General features: G+C 40.7%; 11 protein-coding genes. All 11 read left to right on the forward strand.

The genetic code is table 11. The features are described from left to right. The first annotated feature begins 13 nt into the window (after positions 1–13). The 11 genes from NSB28_RS13730 to NSB28_RS13780 all read left to right on the forward strand — a co-directional run bounded on the left by NSB28_RS13730 (position 14) and on the right by NSB28_RS13780 (position 17,219). Complete coding sequence (locus NSB28_RS13730; RefSeq protein ID WP_257497836.1) at positions 14–6,508, forward strand: hypothetical protein; 6,495 nt, start codon at positions 14–16, stop codon at positions 6,506–6,508. Positions 6,509–6,527: 19 nt separating this feature from the next. After that, the gene (locus tag NSB28_RS13735; protein WP_109747429.1) at positions 6,528–7,334 is read left to right on the forward strand and encodes a phage tail domain-containing protein; all 807 of its coding nucleotides are present in this window, start codon (positions 6,528–6,530) and stop codon (positions 7,332–7,334) included. A 1-nt stretch (position 7,335) separates the two neighbouring features. Continuing rightward, complete coding sequence (locus tag NSB28_RS13740) at positions 7,336–12,651, forward strand: hypothetical protein (protein ID WP_109747428.1); 5,316 nt, start codon at positions 7,336–7,338, stop codon at positions 12,649–12,651. Positions 12,652–12,686: 35 nt separating this feature from the next. Continuing rightward, complete coding sequence (locus NSB28_RS13745; protein WP_109747427.1) at positions 12,687–13,073, forward strand: hypothetical protein; 387 nt, start codon at positions 12,687–12,689, stop codon at positions 13,071–13,073. Positions 13,074–13,083: 10 nt separating this feature from the next. Continuing rightward, on the forward strand, positions 13,084–13,902 hold the full coding sequence (locus NSB28_RS13750; RefSeq protein ID WP_109747426.1) for a hypothetical protein: 819 nt from the start codon (positions 13,084–13,086) through the stop codon (positions 13,900–13,902). Next, positions 13,899–14,327 carry a putative ABC transporter permease gene (locus NSB28_RS13755; RefSeq protein ID WP_109747425.1) on the forward strand — a complete coding sequence of 143 codons (429 nt, stop codon included), beginning with the start codon at positions 13,899–13,901 and terminating at the stop codon, positions 14,325–14,327. Before NSB28_RS13750 ends, NSB28_RS13755 begins: the two co-directional genes overlap by 4 nt. Before the next feature lie 200 nt (positions 14,328–14,527). Next, positions 14,528–15,436 (forward strand): Ig-like domain-containing protein, encoded by a 909-nt coding sequence (locus NSB28_RS13760; RefSeq protein WP_109747424.1) that lies wholly within the window; start codon positions 14,528–14,530, stop codon positions 15,434–15,436. Positions 15,437–15,450: 14 nt separating this feature from the next. Next, complete coding sequence (locus tag NSB28_RS13765; protein ID WP_109747423.1) at positions 15,451–15,798, forward strand: PF13754 domain-containing protein; 348 nt, start codon at positions 15,451–15,453, stop codon at positions 15,796–15,798. A gap of 23 nt (positions 15,799–15,821) precedes the next feature. After that, positions 15,822–16,100 carry a hypothetical protein gene (locus NSB28_RS13770; RefSeq protein WP_109747422.1) on the forward strand — a complete coding sequence of 93 codons (279 nt, stop codon included), beginning with the start codon at positions 15,822–15,824 and terminating at the stop codon, positions 16,098–16,100. Then, on the forward strand, positions 16,100–16,279 hold the full coding sequence (locus tag NSB28_RS13775) for a hypothetical protein (protein ID WP_109747421.1): 180 nt from the start codon (positions 16,100–16,102) through the stop codon (positions 16,277–16,279). Before NSB28_RS13770 ends, NSB28_RS13775 begins: the two co-directional genes overlap by 1 nt. A gap of 43 nt (positions 16,280–16,322) precedes the next feature. Continuing rightward, positions 16,323–17,219 carry a hypothetical protein gene (locus NSB28_RS13780; protein WP_109747420.1) on the forward strand — a complete coding sequence of 299 codons (897 nt, stop codon included), beginning with the start codon at positions 16,323–16,325 and terminating at the stop codon, positions 17,217–17,219. Positions 17,220–17,294: the final 75 nt, after the last annotated feature.

Genomic DNA, 17,294 nt, shown 5'->3' on the forward strand with positions numbered 1-17,294 from the left:
CAATAATATAGTTTTGATTCTAGATTCAATAATAAAATCATTAAGCAGTAGAAAAAAATCATTTCAAGATTCTTTAAATGGTTTTGATATAAAAAATTTATATGGTAGGTACCAGACTATAAAAGCTTCTGGTGACCCTTTCGGTTTAAAGAATTTTCTAAATAATCTTCCTTCAGATAAACTAGAAGGATTTTTTACTGAGCTCGATAAAGGAAATATGGATATAAATGAATTTTCTGAATTTATCCAGAACAGTGCCTCTGAAATGTCTGTCTTTGGTGCTATGGCATCCGGTGCCGGTTCCAGCATCCGTTCGGCCTTGAGCGGCATTGCCAGCTCTTTTGTCAATTTTGGCATTATGACGCTTGCAAATCTAGCTGTTTCTGGTGTCGTAAGTTTTATTGATGACCAGATTCATAAAAGTGAACGCCTAATTGAAAAGGGTAAACAAGCTAAATCTACAATTAATGACCTTAAAAGAGAATTCTCATCTAAGGTAGATAATGCACATTCTTTAGCCTCTCAATACGACACACTTGCAAGGGGCGTCGATACCTTAAATGGAAAAAACATTTCCCTCAATGACGATGATTACCGGCAATTCCTCTCTGTCAACCAGCAGCTTTTGGAACTCTTCCCATCACTTGACCGCGTATATGACAGCAATGGAAACGCCATGGTACGTCTCAATGGGGATGCTTCAACCCTATCTGATTCATTAAATAATATTTTAGAATTACAGGGCAGGGAGAACAGTAAAGCAATTGTAGAAAAACTGCCGGATGCTTTTAATGGTACTCTTGAGGAGGTCAATAAATCTAACCATAAATTAGAGGAATTAAGGCATCAAAGAGCTCTGATAATGTCACAGCTGAATCACGATCCACTTAGCATTGCAGACAGCTTCTCCAACAACAGCAGCATTGTTTTCTCTGGCAGCAGTTGGGATGATGCCTCCAGTCTTGCCAATACTTTTAAACAGTTATTAGATGAATCAAATATCACATATGAACAGCCCAAATTTCAGGAAATATCCTCTTTAGACAATACTTCTGTTTCCTGGCTTGCACAGGTAGACGTTAATGCTGAAGAACAAAATAAAAACCGACAGCTATTTCAAGAAGTATATTCCAAATTTTCATCTGATGCTTACACAGATACCATGAGGGATTATGTTAATAATACATTGGATATGTTAGCTGTCCTTGAGCAGGATAAAGAATCCTGGGGAGAACTGGATGCTTCACTTTATACCTGGCTCCAACAAGAATCCGATGACTTTAATTATATGACCAATCAAGATAAAAACGCAGTCAACAATATCATTGCAAATACAAACTGGGATAAAGTTGACGGAGTATCTGACTTCAGTGATGCAAAGTTATATATCCAGGACAACATTATTCCTCTTTTTAAAGAAACAGTACTGAGCGACAGCGGAGGTTCAATGCAATCCATGCTGCTGGATTTCCTCCAGGTTGACCCATCTTCTCTTAGTTCCAAAGCTTATATGGATATCTACGATAATATGATAGCAGATATACAGAAGCAATTCGGCGAAGAAGAGGCAAACAAAATATCCGTCATATTCGAACCCACAATCGCTAATGTCAGGGAAACTGATTCCCTTATCCAGTCTATGCGCGATTCAATCAGCGCCACCTTTTCAAAGGACACTTCGTTTAATAATAATATATTAAATACATTTTCCGATGAAGAGATACAACTTATCTATAAGATAACTGCCCAAGATAACTTCTCTGACACTTTTAGCAATGTACTCAACCAGGTCGATGCCATTACACAACAATCCACCATCAAAATCTCAGCCAAATTTGATGATGCTGAATCAGGCTTTAATTCATTTATGTCATCCTTCTCATCTATCTCTGATATTTTGTCATCCCAATCAGCTGGAACCGGAATTTCAATGGATATATATAATACTGAAGGTCTTAATGATTATCGTTCTGCCCTTGAGAATGTTAATGGGGTTATTCAGTTAAATAAAGATAAAGTAGAAGAACTTTCAAAAGCTAAAGCAAAAGAGACCCTCACAACATTAGAAGCAAATGACGCGCAGGCTAAGAATCAATATATTCGGAATATGGAAGAAATAGAACAGCTGCGCAATTCGGATCTTGAATTAACAGAAGCCCAGAAAACTCGTCTTGAATTTTTAGAATCACAACAATCGCTTATTTCATCAAACTCTCAGCAATATCAAATTATGGCAGATACTATCAGGCAAGCAACAGGTGCATACCAGGAATGGCTGGATAACCAAAACGGACCTGAGGCCGGCGATATGGGAACTGATGTAGAAAATGCTATTACTGCTATACGGGATGTCGCTGACGAAAATTCTGATAGTTATGGCCGAATAGGTACAAATAAGTATAAAGCAGCTATGGAATTTATTGTCCCTGACACAATACCTGAAGAAGAAGTTCAGTCATATGTGGAGAATCTCCAAACTTATTTTAAAGATAAAGCAGGCGCAGAAAAATTTATCGAAGAGGCTCTTGACAAAGGTTTAATGGAGTATTCCCCAGATAACGGCACTTTACAAATTGCAGCCGGGAAAACTATGGAGGACTATGCTGCTGCATTTAATTGGAAACCTGAAACAATACAGGCGATGTTCGGTATTCAAAAAGATTTTGGGATAGATTTACAATTTGAAAATTACAATACTGGTTCTATTAATGATGAGATAATTTCTACACAAGAGAATATAGATATCATCCAAGCACGAATTGATGAATTAAATGAAAAGCCGTATCATACGAAAGTAGAAAGTGAAGAATTACATCAGCTTCTTGAAGATCTTCAGATGGCTTATGAATTACAAAACAACCTTGGTTCCCAAAAAGTATCTGAATACGTTGGCCTTGAGCAGGAAATAGGTTCAAGAACATCTATTTTAAATGCTTACAAACAAGATGGTATAATTAGTGAAGATGAAATCGCTCAAGCGGAAGCCCAAATTGCAAATCTAATAGCACAAAAAGAACAGTTAGGAGTTCCCACTCAAATACAAATTGAAACATACATAGGGGAACTAGATAGTCAGATTGAAATTTATCAGCAAGAATTAAGTACTTTAGAGCAGAAAAAAATGCATTTAGGCGTTGCTATTGAACCTGGAACTGAAGAGCGTATAAGTGAATTAAAACAATTAATCTCCAATGCTGAAGCTGATAAAGAGACCGCAAAACTATCTTGTACTGTGGAATTAAATTCTAATACTTATACTGAAAAAAAGAATACTATAGAAAATGATAGCTTTACGCCTAAGAGAATTACTGTTTCGGCAGAAGTCTGGGATGCAAGGCAGCAGTTGTATAATATTCGCAGAGAATTAGATGCTATTAAAAGTAAAACTGTCTATATAACAACAGTCAATTCTACCCTCAATCTGCCTTCAATAGGTAATACTACTTCTGGTAATGATTCAAAACCGTCGATTTCTGGTATACATACCGTTAATGGTACTGCTCATGTTAATGGTACATTATGGGCCTCCGCTTATACCGGTTTAGCTTATGCAACTGGTAATTGGGCATCCAGAAGGTCTGGGACAACATTAATTGGTGAGCTTGGACGAGAAATCGTGGTAAATCCCAATACTGGAAAGTGGCGAACTTATGGTGACAATGGCGCTGAATTTATAAACTTGCCTTTTGGTGCAATTGTCTTTAATCACAAACAAACAGAGGCTCTGTTAGAAAGAGGATTCGTAGCGGGCAGAGGGGCTGCTATGGTAAATGGTACTGCTCTAATCCCTAAAAATACACAGACTAACTCTGGCAACGCTTTCGTCTCCGGCACCGCCCTGGCCGATGGCAATTCCGATTCTTCTAAAAAGGCCGACACCACAATTGACTGGATAGAACGCCTGACAAAGAGCCTGGAGCGGATGTTTGACGCTCTGAAATCTTATGCGGAGGACTTATATCAGACTTACCAGAACCAAAACGCAGCTATAGATACTGCCCTGGCAAAGGGCAATAAAGACGTTAAGACATTCCGGGACGCCTCTGTGTATTATACAAAAAAAGCATCTGCTGTCGGGATCGATAATAGTCTGCAGAAGAAAATCCGTGAGGGCCAGCTGTACATTGAAGATATAGAGGATGAAGACCTTCGTGAAAAAATAAAGGAATTCCAGGATCTCTACGAAAAAGCCCAGGACTGCTCTGACAAAGCAAGAGATCTGCAGATGGAACTTATTGAGCTGAATAAATCAAAACTCGATAATATCGAAGATGATTTTGACAACCTCATCTCCTATCAGGAAAAGCTCATCAGCAATCAGAAAAGTTTTATTGATCTGCAGGATGCCAAAGGCGGCTCCGCCTCTGTCTCTGATTATGACGGGATGATTGACGCCCAAAACCAGATCATTTCTTACTTGAATGGAAAACGACAGGAGCTGCAGAATCAGTTTGATTCTCTGACCAGCAGTGGTGTTCTTGTTGAAAATACAGATGACTGGTGGGAGTGGAAAGGAAATATAGAATCCATCCAGAAGGAGCTGAACAGTGCCAGGTCTGATATAGAAGACCTGAATGACTCAATCCGTGATATACGGTGGCAGGGCTTCAACAACGGCATCGATAAACTGGATGACCTGAATGATGAATTAGATTTTCTTTCCGATAAAATCGAAGATTCTGCTCTCTTCTCGGAGGACGGCAAACTCACATCCGCAGGCAGTACAAAAATTGCTCTGCTCTCCATGCAGATGGTTAACGCACGGACTAAAGTGGCTGATTATGATATGGCTATTAAGGCCCTGGACCGTGAGCTTGCAAATGGAGTAATTTCCCAAAGCCAGTATAATGAGGAGCTTGGAGAGTATAAAGAACAGCAGCGAAAGGCATCTAATGAGTTGTCAAAATATAAAAAGGCAGTCATAGATGTTGTAAAAGAAGGCATCGATAAACAGACCGATGCAATGGAAAAATATATCAAGGCCCAGAAGGAGGCCATATCTCAGGAAGAACGGTACGAAGATTATCTGGAAAGGGTTAATGAAACTCAGAAACAGATCAACTCTATCCGGGCACAGCTGGCTTCCATGTCCGGGGATGATTCCGGTTCTGCAAAAGCAAAACGCCAGTCTCTGAATGATGAACTTCTGAAGCTGGAAGATAAACTGGCTAAAGATCAGAAGGATCATAAAACCGATATGCTCAAAGAGGCATATGATGAAGAGCTGGATGCTTTAAAGGAAAAAGCAGATAAAGAGAAAGAACTTCTCGATACTGACCTTACAGCGCAGTCAGAAGCCATTGCAGGAATGCTCGCCGGGGCACAGGATAATTATGCAGCTGTCTATGAAGAGCTTGGAAGTATGGCGGAAGCCTACGGGATCCACCTGTCATCTGAATTATCCGATCCCTGGAAAAACGCTGTCACTGCCATAGAGACTTACAAAAAAGCGGCAGCAGCAGCCTCCCAGACTGCAGCCGGACAATCAGCCGTTGGCAGCAATGTGGCTGATATTAATACAAATGCCCAGAAGCAGGCCACAAATAATTCTGCATCCGTGCCGCCTGCCAAAGAAACTGCCGCGGCCAAAGCCGGCGGACAGTGGAAAAAGAACAACACAGGCTGGTGGTATGAACATGACGGCGGTTCCTATACAAAAAACGGCTGGGAACAGATAGACGGCAAATGGTATCATTTTGACGGAAAAGGTTACATGCAGAAGGGCTGGGTCAAAGACGGACAGACATGGTATTATCTGAATCCGGGCGGAGATATGGCAGTCAACAAATGGATCAAAGCCGCTAATGGCAAAGACTGGTACTATCTGGGCAGCGACGGCAAAATGGTAGAAAACGGGATGATTAATTCCAACGGTAAAGATTACTATTTGGCTGCCGGCGGAAAAATGAAGACAGGATGGTTTAAACTTGGAGCCACCTGGTACTACGCCAATGCCAGCGGTGCCGTCCAGAAAAACCAGTGGATCAAAGGAGCCAATGGAAAAGACTGGTATTATGTGGGGCCGGACGGTATCATGTACGCAAATATGAATGCCGTCATAGACGGAAAGAATTCACGTTTTGACGGAAATGGACGCTGGCTGGGTTACTTTGCCAGAGGCGCCAGAGATATCTCTTCCCTTACCGGCTACGGTGTCATTGGTGAGGGGGGCCGCGACGAGCTTGTTGCTACTAAAGGCGGACAGCTTGTGAGACTTGATGATGCAAAAATGATATTCAGCAATGAACAGACAAAACGTCTCTGGGAGCTGAGCCAGCTGAGTGCTCCCCTCTCCCTGTCCGCTGCCGCAAGTTCTCTTCCCGCTGCCGCTCTGCCTTCTCAAAAAGCAGTCAGTATATCCCAGAACTTCGGCAGTTTAATTACAGTAGAAGGCAACGTAACAAAAGATGCCCTGCCCGGGCTTGAAAAAATAATGGACCAGAAATTGAAGTCCTTTGAAAAAAATATGTATCAGGGCCTGCAGTCCTTGACTGGCCTGAAACGCTAAAGAAAGAGAAGGTGATTACATGCAAGCTTTTGGAAACTCCTTTATCTATAATGGTTTTTCCTCTGAAGATTTAGATCTGGTATTGTGCGCCTTTGGTTCTGAAAACAACTCCCCTGCCATAGTAAAACGGCAGGGGATCACAAGTGAGATGAACCAATACCGCCCCTATCAGAATTATAAAGGAATGGAATACACAGACGTTCTGCGTTTTCCTGTTTCCTTCATGAAGGCAGATGCCGGACGCCTTACACGTGACGAGATCCGCCAGATCACTGCTGTACTGACAAGCCCCAGTTTTCCCAGGGCCTTCTCCATAGAAGGCCTGGCCGGGGATGATGAACAAGTCTATGAAAACCTGGTTTATTACGGGGTATTTGATGATGAGTTCAGTTATTTTGAATATGGCGGGGTTAAATGTGGATTTACTGCTACTTTTACCTGCAATGCTCCCTACCCCTTTGAACCATATACTGCCAGCTTTGCCTGTCAGACAACTGCTGTTGTCACTATAGATAATACCAGTGATGAATTGGAAATGTCATTAAGTCCAGTTCTGAGGATCACTCCCCATTCATCCGGTCTTATATCCATAGACAATCAGACAGATACCACTCAAGGCCCATGTACTCTGAATTGTATAGCAAATAACGTTATCACTCTGGACAGCCGCAGAAAAAAGCTTACAGATATTAACGGAAAGCCATATTCCTTTGAATATTTTAACCTGACGTGGCCCCGGCTTATCCCAGGCAAGAATAAACTGCTGCTCTCCGGAAATTTTGACCTGGAGATTCGATGTGAATTTCCGCGAAAGGTAGGTATCTGATATGAAATTAAAATATGATTACTGGGACAGGACCCGGCCTTGTGATATTTATCTGGCACGTTCCGGCAAGCGGATCCTGGGAGCATTAAATGGCGTGCAGCGCGCCGATCTCACCCCCAGAATGTGCGAACCCTCCACCCTGGAGCTGGAAGTTGCCCGTATAGAGGGTGGGGAAGTTTCAAATTTTTATGATGAGATAGACTCCTTTATGGAACTCTATATCCCGGAATTTGGCTGGTTTTATATCGAAGAACCTCCACGCATACAAAAAGAGGCCAGCCAGGAAATAAAATCCCTTACAGCCATGTCCTATGAATATACCTTAAAAAATGATGACCTGGTTGGTTTCAAAATTAACTGCGGTACAGAAGGCTCCCTTGAGATGTATGAGGAAAATACAGACGTGGATGGAATTCCGAAAGAACAGATTGTCCTGTACAATCCTGACAAGCCTTCCTTAAGCCTCATCAATCTGGTCTTGTCCAATGTCAGCCGTACCTGGAAACCTGGCCACATAGATACTTCTCTGAGATCTCTGCGGCGTTCCTTCGAGGAAGACTCTGTGGATGTCCTGTCATTTTTTCAGAAAATGAGCAAAGCGTTCCGCTGTATCTTTCAGTTTGATTCCGAACACATGGAGGTAAATGCTTACGATCTTAGTACCTACGGCCAAAATACAAACATCTGCCTCACATATGATACCATCCTGAATAACTGTTCCATACAGTCAGATTCTGACGAGATTTATACTGTATTTACAGTAGAAGGGGAGGATGACCTGCTTATTAATCCTGTAAATCTCGGAAGCTCTGATATTGTCAATATCAATTATTTCCTCCACCGGCAGTTTCCACAGTCAGTAATAGACAAATATGATGCATATCTGGCTGCCCGCAGCTCTCTCGCCGCCCAGTATCTGGTACCCTATAAAAAATACGCCGATGCACTTGAACGACAGTCAGAAATCCTGAACCGGGTGCCTGAAGATGCTGTCACAAACAACTGGGCAGCCTATGACCTTCCCCAGCTCTACACGGAACTGGATATCTATAAAAAGCTTATTGTGAAAATTGAGGAGCGGAACAAGAAGCCGGACGGAACCCTGGACATGTCAAATTCCCCTGATCTGGGTATGTATCTGAGTTTTAAAAATGTAGTTATTCCAGATATTCAGGCGGAGATCACAAGAAAAGAATCCGGGGCTGTGGAGGAAGCCCCAAAAACTGATTATGAAATCATGTGGGATCTCTACGGTGTCAATGAATTGGAAGCTAAAATCAGTAACTATGAACAGCTGATCGCCTCCTACCAGCAAAATGGCTATGACAAGCCCTGGCCAGGAGGTACAGGGACAGGTACAGAAGCCCTCTGGAAATCCCGTCAGCAATCCTATAAGAAATACAAGGATTACCTGAAACAGGCGCAGGCTGCGCTTAAGAACCGCCAGGCACAGGCGGATTCCTGGAAATCAATTATGGATGCCAGCGAACGTGAAATGGACACTTTATCAAAAAAAGGCCGTCCTGATCACCCTGATTACGGCTTTTCAAAAGAAGAACTCGCAGCAATCAAAGCACTTTATCGTCATACGGATTATACAGACAGCAATATCATTTTATCTGATTTTGACGGTGTGAATGGCAGGCTTGAAAAACAAAAAGAGCTTCTGCAGTCGGCACAGGACCAGCTGGAAATTGAATCCCAGCCGCAGCTGCAGTTTTCCATCAGTACAGATAATCCCTTTTATATGGAAGAATTCTCCCATCTGCGTGAAGAAATGGACATTGGAAACTTCATCTATGTGGAGACAGCTCCAGACTATTATGAAAAAGCCCGGATATCAGAAATGACATTTTCAATCCTTGAGTGGGACAAAGACCTGGATATTAAATTCTCCACAGTCACTACCTCTTATGGGAAAAAAAGTGATTTTCTGAACCTGGTGGACAAAATCTCCAGTTCCGGCAAAAATACCATAAAGGCCGCAGCCAGTACTGCCACTGATTCAGCTATACAAAAATTCCTGCGGACAGTATTTGACCGGTATTCTGGTGAAAATGCACTCAATTCCCAGATCAGCAGTATAAACTCCGATACCCTCCGCCAATTCGCCAATATCGAGACAAATTATTTAAAGACAGAGGAACTTGCGGCGGAAATCGCCAAGGTGGGAAAACTTGAGGCTGACAGTGCTTTTATTAAATATCTGACTGCCCAGTTCCTTACAGCGGATTCTGCTGTATTCCAGGATCTTTCTGCTGAGATTGCGAAATTTAAGGATATGGTTGCAGGGAATATTCTGGTAGAAGATGGTTATGTATTCAATTTTACCGCCAAAAATGCTCATCTGGATGAAGCCTTTATCCGCGAATTTGTAGCCAGCAAAATTACTGCCTTAGTACTCACATCAGCTAAAATCACTTCAAATGATCTGCTCATACAGTCTGATGAAGGTGACGCAGGAATGAAGCTGGCTGGTAATACTCTGCAGTTCTATGACAGTCTGGGCAAAGTAGGAATTCAGATAGGATATGATGCTGCAGGGCATCCCAGCCTGCTGATCTGTGATTCCACAGGAAATATAATGCTGGACGCTTCCGGACTGCACGACTCAATAGTACCAAAAGATTTTATAAAATCTGACATGGTAGGTGACGGCGAGATTAAACAGCGCAATATCGACACCACCGGGATACGGGAGTGGCTTGATGAAGACGGCAATACAATATTTGATGTCAGTAAAATGAAATTTAACGATCAAGAGTTTTCAGTTATGTACGAAACACAAAAACAGGAAATAGAACACCTTTCATATATGACAGACTCTATCACAATAGTCGGAGGCCAGGTATTTACGGAGGCAGATAATATCATCACCCCTTCATCTATAACTGTACATGCAATAGCAAGAAATAATGCCGTTATCTCCAGATGGCTGCTGGATGGCATAGAAACTTCATCCGGTATTTCTGAAGACAAATCTTCCATTACCATTCCCTCCTCTGCTATCACAAATAAACAGTCACTGCATATCCGCTGTGAAAATCAGGATAAAACTTTATATGACGAACACACAATTTACTGTGTCAGGCAGGGGAAACCCGGTGAATCACCTGTCTTAGTATTCCTCTCAAGAGACAGCCATTCATTCCTGGCAGCCGCAAACGGACTGGCCGTTCCAACCAGTATCATAGTCAGCATAAGCTGCTATAAAGGAACTAAAGCCGTGGCATGCACAGTGGGCAAAATTGGAAATATTCCTCCCGGCATGACTGTTACAGTAAAGAATAATGACAGCATGACCTCATATCTACAGATAGATGTTATTCCATCTCTTACCGGCAGCAGCGGTGTACTGACTATTCCCGTGAGGCCGTCAGATTCCTCCGATAGCACGTCTGAATATATAAAAGAATTCAGCTGGTGCAAACTGGCAGATGCGGCTGAGCTTGAAGGCGAACTGATAACACTGAAAAATACTGTTTCCGGAGTCTCCACCAAAGTAGATGAGGTTCAGAATTCCATCGATAATTCCGTATGGCTGAATACCACAATTGATTATTATGATGAAAATGGAGATCCCGTTAAGCACGAGCTAAAAAATCTGGGTTCACTGATCCATCAGGATTTTGAAAAGATAAGCCAGACAGTGTCAGAAACAGATTCCAAAATTGGAAATCCGGGGGATCCCACCAGTGGCACCTCTGTTTATTCGCATATTTCAAGTATCGAGCAGACCGCCAAGAGAATAGATTTAGTTGTTAAATCAAATACAGGTGCCTCCAATCTGGCTCTTACGGATCAAATGATTGCCGTAGCTACCAGGGATCTTAAGATCAGTGCACTGACTACCTTTATGAATGCATCACAGAGTGGAAGTTCCACCGTGATAGATGGTGGGGCAATAAAAACAGGAAGCATTGATGCCAACAGGATAAAAACTAACAGTATAACTGCTGACCGAATAAAAACTAACGCCATTACTGCTGCCCAAATAACCACTGGAAATATAGCTGGTACAAACGGATGGATCAATTTGCATAGCGGAACTTTTAACTATGGTTCTGGCAAATTATCATGGAACGGAAGTACGTTAAGCATAAATGGTACAGTAACTGCTACAGCCGGAAAGATAGCTGGTTTTAATATTAACAGTACTTATATAGCCCAAAATACCACCTCTCTGGGAGGTACAAATAATAGTGTGTACTTAGGAAATAATGGCATTAGCTGCGGTACTGCCTTCAAAGTAACAAATGCTGGCGTCTTAACTGCTACTAACGCTACAATTTCTGGAAATATCACTGCAAGCAGTGGAAAAATTGCAACTTGGACCATTGATGGTGACCATATCTATAACGGTATTGCTTATACAGGTGCTAAAAACAATAACTCCACTGGAATGGGTGCTTATGGTGGTGGATGGGCTTTTTGGGCGGGTAATGGGAGATTTTCTGTAAATCAATCAGGTACCCTTATAGCAACAAACGCTACCATTACAGGTACAATTGACGCTACTTCCATAAATATAAAAGATAAAATATCAATGTATTCAAACTATACCCAAAGAAATAGTTCTATGCTACGTCTTGTACCCGTTAGTACCTATGATATGCTTTATATTGGTGAAGGCCTAAGTGAAGCTGGGCATATTGAACTAAGAAAGTATACTACTATATTGAGTGGCGTAAATACACCAATTATTACTTGTAATAGTTTAAGTGCAGGTTCCATAATGTGTACCAGTGAAGGTTTAGGGATTAACGCTTCTAATGGTGGTCAAATTAGTAGTATGAATAATCTTATATTACGCCCTAATCCTGTGGATACTGATTACGGCAGCATAATGGTTGATGGAGCCGGTTATCTGCGACCCACTCAACCTGCCGGTGACAATGCTGGTTTCTCATACGGCAGCGCCTCTTTTAGAATCCATAAAGTTTGGACACTTAAAGGTGTTGACACATCATCAGTTTATGACCTCAAAACTAATATTGAAAAACTTAAATCCGCCCGGGAAGAAATCATGAAAACGGATGTCTGCAGTTATAATCTAAAATGTGATTTAAAGGATGGCATTTATCAGAAAAATTATGGTTTTATCATTGGAGGAGGATACTCTATTTCAGAAAAATTTATTTCCGAATCGGGTGAAGGTGTCCTGGGTTATAATATCGACGCATTTCTTTGTAAGGGAATACAGGAATTATATTGTGAAACGGATTCCCTGGAATTAAAATATCAAGAATTATTAGCTGCAGTTGAATCTTTAAAAGCCCAAATAGCTGACTTAAAGCAAAACAGTTGTATTAATTAGTATTTTAAGCAATTTAGCAAAAGGAGAAGAAGAATATGAAAATCAACATGTCCATTGAAGAGATACTACAAAGGACGGAATTATTAGACAATTTAATCAAAAAAGATTTATCTATGCCCGGCAGACTTTCCTGGATTATCAGTGATAACTTTGATGAATTAAAAAAAGTAACTGATAAGTTCCGCCAAAAACAAGCACTTATAGGCCAAAAATTTATTGATGCAGGTAAAACCACCACAACGAAAGACGGAAATGTTGAAATAATGCCAGAATTTTTCTCTGAATATGCATCATCTATTCAGGAACTTCTGGAAATTATGAGGGAAGTTGATATTCAATTAATACCAATTGAAGAATTTCGGAAACTTGACATTTTATCAGTACTTGATGTAAAAGCACTATCATTCATGACAGATAAGTAGGGGGTACTAAGTGAGAAAAATTATTTTAACAGATGCAACAGAATTCTACGTTATAAAAGCAGTAGAAGATCCCATAATTGGAACAAACAAACGTGGATTCACAATAACATTCCAAGATTATTCGTTTGATTCCATTAAATCAGCATTCACCAGTCCTTCATCTATTAATTCAATAAAACTTATAAATGAAGAGGGCGAACTCGTCAGGGTGATTAATAATTATTCGCTTTATGATATTCAGCTTAAGCTTTCTAATGAAAAAGAACAGATTCTGGTAAATCTAGTTGAAAGCGACTCTTTACAACATCAGATCAACACATTAACCACAAAAGTTTCAAGACTGGAATCAGACTTGCCTATAGAAGAAGATATGGATATGATGTCTGCCTCTGAATTAAAAACTTATAAAAAATCTGTTTTACAGGCTGAGTGTAAAAAATCTATTTACGAGGGGATTATAATCAAGACTTCTATTGGTTCCCAGCATTTCAGCTACACCGCCGAAGACCAAAGAAACCTTGAATCACTCTTCAATATCGCTATCCTCACAGGACTTGATATACCATATCACGCTGACGGTGAAAGCTGTACACTCTATCCTTCCAGCGATATTATCCATATTTATACATCTCTTCAAAATCATAAACTCTACCATACTACTTATATCAATGCGCTGAATAGATATATTGAAGATTTATCAGACCTGGACGTTATAAAGTCTGTCTCTTATGGAAAAACTACTTTACCAAAGAAATATCTTGATGAGATGAATTCTGTTCTGGAAAATGGACAGACCGTTATCCAGCAAGTCAAAAGGAGCATAAAATGATAAGGACTTTACAGCTGACCAGTAAATATCTATTCCTCTTCGCCATAGGCGGCGCCCTTTATTATACAGGTGAAATACTCTTCCGGGGCTATAGCCACTGGTCAATGTTTCTGCTTGGAGGTCTGTGCTTTCTGTATGCCGGTCTCCAAAACGAATTTACAAACTGGGATAAGCCGCTGATATTACAGGTTATACAGGTAGAACTATTTGTCCTCATGGGTGAATTCCTTACCGGCTGCATTGTAAATTTATGGCTTAAGTGGAACGTCTGGGACTACTCCAATATGCCTGCAAATGTAGCGGGACAGGTCTGCCTTCCATTTGCGCTTTTATTCCTGCCGCTTTGTTTAGGAGCAATCGTTCTGGACGACTATCTCCGCTATTGGTTCTTCCATGGAGATAAACCTCACTATAAATGGTTCTGATCGTCCAGATTCATAACTGCTTCAGTCTCTGCAGCTTTCCCTTTCACTTATGGGTAAGCTGCTTTTTTCTATTTTCTGCCTGTATGGAATATTAAATTGTAAAATGTGATGCATCTGGACCACTTCACTAAACCTAAATATTCCCTACAGGCATTTATATATTATCTATTAAAAAAACATATAAGAAATGAGGTAAAACAATGAGTGTAAAAACTGTACAGGCTACTATTAACGGGCAGACCTATGATCTGGCCTTAAATAACACTACCGGAAAATATGAGGCATCTGTCACTGCACCATCTAAATCCAGTTATACTTTAGATGGCCATTATTATAATGTTAAGATAACAGCTGTCGATGATGCCGGCAATTCTACTGTTAAAGATGCTTCCGACGCCGCACTTGGTGCTAAACTGCGCCTTATTGTCCAAGAGAAGGTGGCACCGGTTGCAACAGTGACCGCACCTACTGCTAATGCCCTGATAACTAACAGTACTCCTGTTATCACCTGGACTATTACAGACAATGATTCCGGTGTAAATCCTGATACTATCAGCCTTACTATTGATAATAATACACCTGTGACATCAGGTATCACCAAAACAGCCACCTCAAACGGCTACAATTGTTCTTATACAATTACATCAGCTTTAGATGACGGAATTCATACTATCAGACTTGCCGCTGCAGATTTTGATGGAAATGCCGCCGCTGCCTCATCAAGCACTTTTACTATCGATACTGTTCCTCCCACACTTTCTGTAACAACACCTGCTGTAGGATTTATTACAAACAAGATCAGCTGCCTCGTATCGGGTACCACAAGTGACGTTACCAGTGGACTTGCTTCTCTTACTATAAAAGTAAACTCTGGTATTGCTCAGGAAGCAGAAGTAATAGATGGCAATTTTAGTAAAGAAGTCACCCTGGCTGACGGTAAAAACACTATTACGATCCAGGCAACAGATGTAGCCGGAAAAATCACTGTTGTCTCCAGAGAAGTCACCCTGGATACTATACCGCCTGTTTTTGGTGATATCGTTATTACTCCAAATCCAGTGCCAACAGGAACTATTTTCAAAATTACTGTAAATGTTACCGATGCCTAAGGAGTGATTACATAATGGTTGTTAAAGTAATTGGAAAGGCAGATAAATTTGAACTGGTTTTTGAAAAAACTGGTGAAAACAGGTGGGAAGCTACTGTCCCACCTGACACATGGGGGGAATATGTCCTGGAACTTTATGCCCATGATGATGCCGATAATATAAGCTATATTACTAAAATGTTATATATGGTGAGTAAACATACTATGCAGGCAATATTGATCCCGTTTGGATATGCGGCATCGCTCAGTATGGACAAGTATACAGAATACTATGCTTATCTCAAATCAGGTGAGTTTACCGCCATACTTCAGTCTGATTCATATCAGTCATATATGGCTGAACATGCCCTCATGACACACTAAATTTTGAAAGGAAGGTGAATATTATGGCTCAGAAAATTAAATTTGACAAAGGGGAAAAAAGGCATGTCAGAACCCAGGTACAAATCAAGGATGGTGAAGACCTGCCCTTTAAAATACTAAATGCCACTTATGAACTCCTTGACGGCAGCGGAAGGCTGGAGGCTTCCGGTAACTGCCACATCGATACCCATGAACTGGATGTCTTTATTGCTCCAAAAGGAACCGGCGATTATACGCTCCGATTCATATATGAAGTTGCTGACGAGACATGGGTAGATCCTGTAAGGGTGGTGGTCAGCTGATGGCCGCCGCTAATATCAGAATAGAAGATGTCTCCTATAGCAGAAATCCTGTTGCAGCAGAAGAAAAATTTATCATCAGTGTATCTTTAAAACCTGAAAAGATCCATATTATGACTTCCGATGGGTACATCATTACAGATACAGAAGGAAACCACATAGTCTATGAAGAAAAATTGTAAACAGTCATCAGGGGTCTGATACACATATAGAAAGGACATTAAAATGTCAGAATTACCAACAAAAAAAATAAATGAATTAACTGATTCTTCCGCCATCAATGAATCGGATCTTGTTATTGTTCAAACTGCCGGCAGTACTCCCAGAACTCAGAAAGCCACCATATCTCTTCTGTTAAATAAAATCAAATCCTGGCTGTTAACCATCAGTCCTTTTAGCTACTTATCTTCTGTTAATAAAAACATCCAAACGCAGATCAACGATTTATCTAATGGCAAAGCTGCTTCAACCCACACACATGATGACCGTTATTTTACAGAAAGTGAAATCAACAATAAATTGTCACCAATGTCTGCATCAATCACCAGCTTATCCAGCAATAAATTAGATAAATCTGGAGGATTATTAACTGGTGACTTAACTGTCCAAAAAAATGATTGTGGCATCTTCTTTTATAATGCAGAAAAAACAAGAGGGTTTCGGCTTCATTATAACAGTGATAATGCATGGTTCCATTCCTACAAAGACGGGGTGTATCCCCACAAAACCCCTATAGCATTTCATATTGACGGAAATGTAGATATAGCAAATCTTACAACCCATTCACTTGTTGGACAGAGCAGTTATATGCGTAATGGATGGACGATTCGTGAAAACAATGCTGTTTCTTATTTTTGTTTACGCCGCTTAGGACATATGGTTTTTATCAACGCTCAATTTATTCCCGGTACCAAAACAGAAGGGGTCGTTATTGCCAACATCCCCTCACCTTACCGTCCAAACGATGGAAATGAATTTGTACACGTTTTGTGTACCGATACAGATGTAACCAGCGCAGTCTTTATCCGAACAGACGGAAACATGAATCTGTATGGAAATGTTGGAAAAATGAGCGGATGCATAATAATCAAAGGCTTTTGGAACAGCAATGAAATTCTCTGATACTTACATAGTTCAACATAATCGCAAAGTCGTTGCTGCTTCATAAGCAAATGAATGACTATTTAACATTTTGAA

Source organism: Murimonas intestini (genome assembly GCF_024622195.1).
Classification (GTDB): domain Bacteria; phylum Bacillota; class Clostridia; order Lachnospirales; family Lachnospiraceae; genus Murimonas; species Murimonas intestini.